This window comes from Staphylococcus cohnii species complex 1663 (assembly GCF_041008415.1).
Classification (GTDB): Bacteria; Bacillota; Bacilli; order Staphylococcales; family Staphylococcaceae; genus Staphylococcus; species Staphylococcus ureilyticus.
Genome location: NZ_JBFDVL010000018.1, coordinates 1 through 3,175, shown reverse-complemented (window position 1 = coordinate 3,175; position 3,175 = coordinate 1). Strand labels below are relative to the sequence as shown.

Sequence of the window (3,175 nt, the reverse complement as noted above, 5' to 3'; positions counted from 1 at the left end):
TCATGTATAAAATTTATACACTCAAAACTAGATTGTAAGTAAAATTTAGTTCAACCAACAAAACTTTTAAATTTGATTAAGTCTTCGATCGATTAGTATTCGTCAGCTCCACATATCGCTATGCTTCCACCTCGAACCTATTAACCTCATCATCTTTGAGGGATCTTATAACCGAAGTTGGGAAATCTCATCTTGAGGGGGGCTTCATGCTTAGATGCTTTCAGCACTTATCCCGTCCATACATAGCTACCCAGCGATGCCGTTGGCACGACAACTGGTACACCAGAGGTATGTCCATCCCGGTCCTCTCGTACTAAGGACAGCTCCTCTCAAATTTCCTACGCCCACGACGGATAGGGACCGAACTGTCTCACGACGTTCTGAACCCAGCTCGCGTACCGCTTTAATGGGCGAACAGCCCAACCCTTGGGACCGACTACAGCCCCAGGATGCGATGAGCCGACATCGAGGTGCCAAACCTCCCCGTCGATGTGAACTCTTGGGGGAGATAAGCCTGTTATCCCCGGGGTAGCTTTTATCCGTTGAGCGATGGCCCTTCCATGCGGAACCACCGGATCACTAAGTCCGTCTTTCGACCCTGCTCGACTTGTAAGTCTCGCAGTCAAGCTTCCTTGTGCCTTTACACTCTATGAATGATTTCCAACCATTCTGAGGAAACCTTTGAGCGCCTCCGTTACTCTTTAGGAGGCGACCGCCCCAGTCAAACTGTCCATCTGACACTGTCTCCCACCATGATTAATGGTGCGGGTTAGAAATCCAATACAGCGAGGGTAGTATCCCACCAACGCCTCCACGTAAGCTAGCGCTCACGTATCTAAGGCTCCTACCTATCCTGTACAAGCTGTACCGAATTTCAATATCAGACTACAGTAAAGCTCCACGGGGTCTTTCCGTCCTGTCGCGGGTAACCTGCATCTTCACAGGTACTATGATTTCACCGAGTCTCTCGTTGAGACAGTGCCCAAATCGTTACGCCTTTCGTGCGGGTCGGAACTTACCCGACAAGGAATTTCGCTACCTTAGGACCGTTATAGTTACGGCCGCCGTTTACTGGGGCTTCGATTCGTAGCTTCGCAGAAGCTAACCACTCCTCTTAACCTTCCAGCACCGGGCAGGCGTCAGCCCCTATACATCACCTTACGGTTTAGCAGAGACCTGTGTTTTTGATAAACAGTCGCTTGGGCCTATTCACTGCGGCTCTCCTGGGCGTGAACCCTAAAGAGCACCCCTTCTCCCGAAGTTACGGGGTCATTTTGCCGAGTTCCTTAACGAGAGTTCGCTCGCTCACCTTAGAATTCTCATCTTGACTACCTGTGTCGGTTTGCGGTACGGGCACCATAAATCTAGCTAGAGGCTTTTCTCGGCAGTGTGAAATCAACGACTCGAGGAAACAATTTCCTCTCCCCATCACAGCTTGACCTTATGAGTGCCGGATTTGCCTAACACTCAGTCTTACTGCTTGGACGTACAATCCAATCGTACGCTTCGCCTATCCTACTGCGTCCCCCCATCGCTTAAAACGATTCATGGTGGTACAGGAATATCAACCTGTTATCCATCGCCTACGCCTATCGGCCTCAGCTTAGGACCCGACTAACCCAGAGCGGACGAGCCTTCCTCTGGAAACCTTAGTCAATCGGTGGACGGGATTCTCACCCGTCTTTCGCTACTCACACCGGCATTCTCACTTCTAAGCGCTCCACATGTCCTTGCGATCATGCTTCAACGCCCTTAGAACGCTCTCCTACCATTGTCCTACGGACAATCCACAGCTTCGGTAATATGTTTAGCCCCGGTACATTTTCGGCGCAGTGTCACTCGACTAGTGAGCTATTACGCACTCTTTAAATGATGGCTGCTTCTAAGCCAACATACTAGTTGTCTGGGCAACGCCACATCCTTTTCCACTTAACATATATTTTGGGACCTTAGCTGGTGGTCTGGGCTGTTTCCCTTTCGAACACGGACCTTATCACCCGCGTTCTGACTCCCAAGTTAAATTGATTGGCATTCGGAGTTTGTCTGAATTCGGTAACCCGAGAAGGGCCCCTCGTCCAAACAGTGCTCTACCTCCAATAATCATCACTTGAGGCTAGCCCTAAAGCTATTTCGGAGAGAACCAGCTATCTCCAGGTTCGATTGGAATTTCTCCGCTACCCTCAACTCATCCGCTCACTTTTCAACGTAAGTCGGTTCGGTCCTCCATTCAGTGTTACCTGAACTTCAACCTGGTCAAGGGTAGATCACCTGGTTTCGGGTCTACGACCAAATACTCAACGCCCTATTCAGACTCGCTTTCGCTACGGCTCCACATTCACTGCTTAACCTTGCATCAAATCGTAACTCGCCGGTTCATTCTACAAAAGGCACGCCATCACCCATTAACGGGCTCTGACTACTTGTAAGCACACGGTTTCAAGTTCTCTTTCACTCCCCTTCCGGGGTACTTTTCACCTTTCCCTCACGGTACTGGTTCACTATCGGTCACTAGAGAGTATTTAGCCTTGGGAGATGGTCCTCCCGGATTCCGACGGAATTTCTCGTGTTCCGTCGTACTCAGGATCCACTCAAGAGAGAACAGATTTTCGACTACAGGATTATTACCTTCTTTGATGCATCTTTCCAGATGCTTCGTCTAATCTATTCCTTTGTAACTCCGTATAGAGTGTCCTACAACCCCAACAAGCAAGCTCGTTGGTTTGGGCTCTTCCCGTTTCGCTCGCCGCTACTCAGGGAATCGATTTTTCTTTCTCTTCCTGCGGGTACTAAGATGTTTCAGTTCTCCGCGTCTACCTTCGATACGCTATGTATTTACGTATCGATAATACGACATAACTCGTATTGGGTTCCCCCATTCGGAAATCTCTGGATCACAGCTTACTTACAGCTCCCCAAAGCATATCGTCGTTAGTAACGTCCTTCATCGGCTTCTAGTGCCAAGGCATCCACCGTGCGCCCTTAATAACTTAATCTATTTGCTTTCCAACTCGACAACCGTCGGTTGAAAACCCAAAATGTTATTAATCTGTGAGTGTTCTTTCGAACACTAGCGATTATTTCTTTTTGAATTCAAGCTTATTTAAAACTCTTATTCACTCGGTTTTGCTTGGTAAAATCATAAATTTTACTTACTTATCTAGTTTTCAATGTACAA

1 rRNA gene is annotated in these 3,175 nt (G+C 48.2%); it reads right to left on the bottom strand.

Annotation, left to right across the window (positions count from 1 at the left end):
- Positions 1 to 72 precede the first annotated feature (72 nt).
- Positions 73 to 2,993: ribosomal RNA gene (locus AB1J10_RS12570) — 23S ribosomal RNA — on the bottom strand.
- Positions 2,994 to 3,175: the final 182 nt, after the last annotated feature.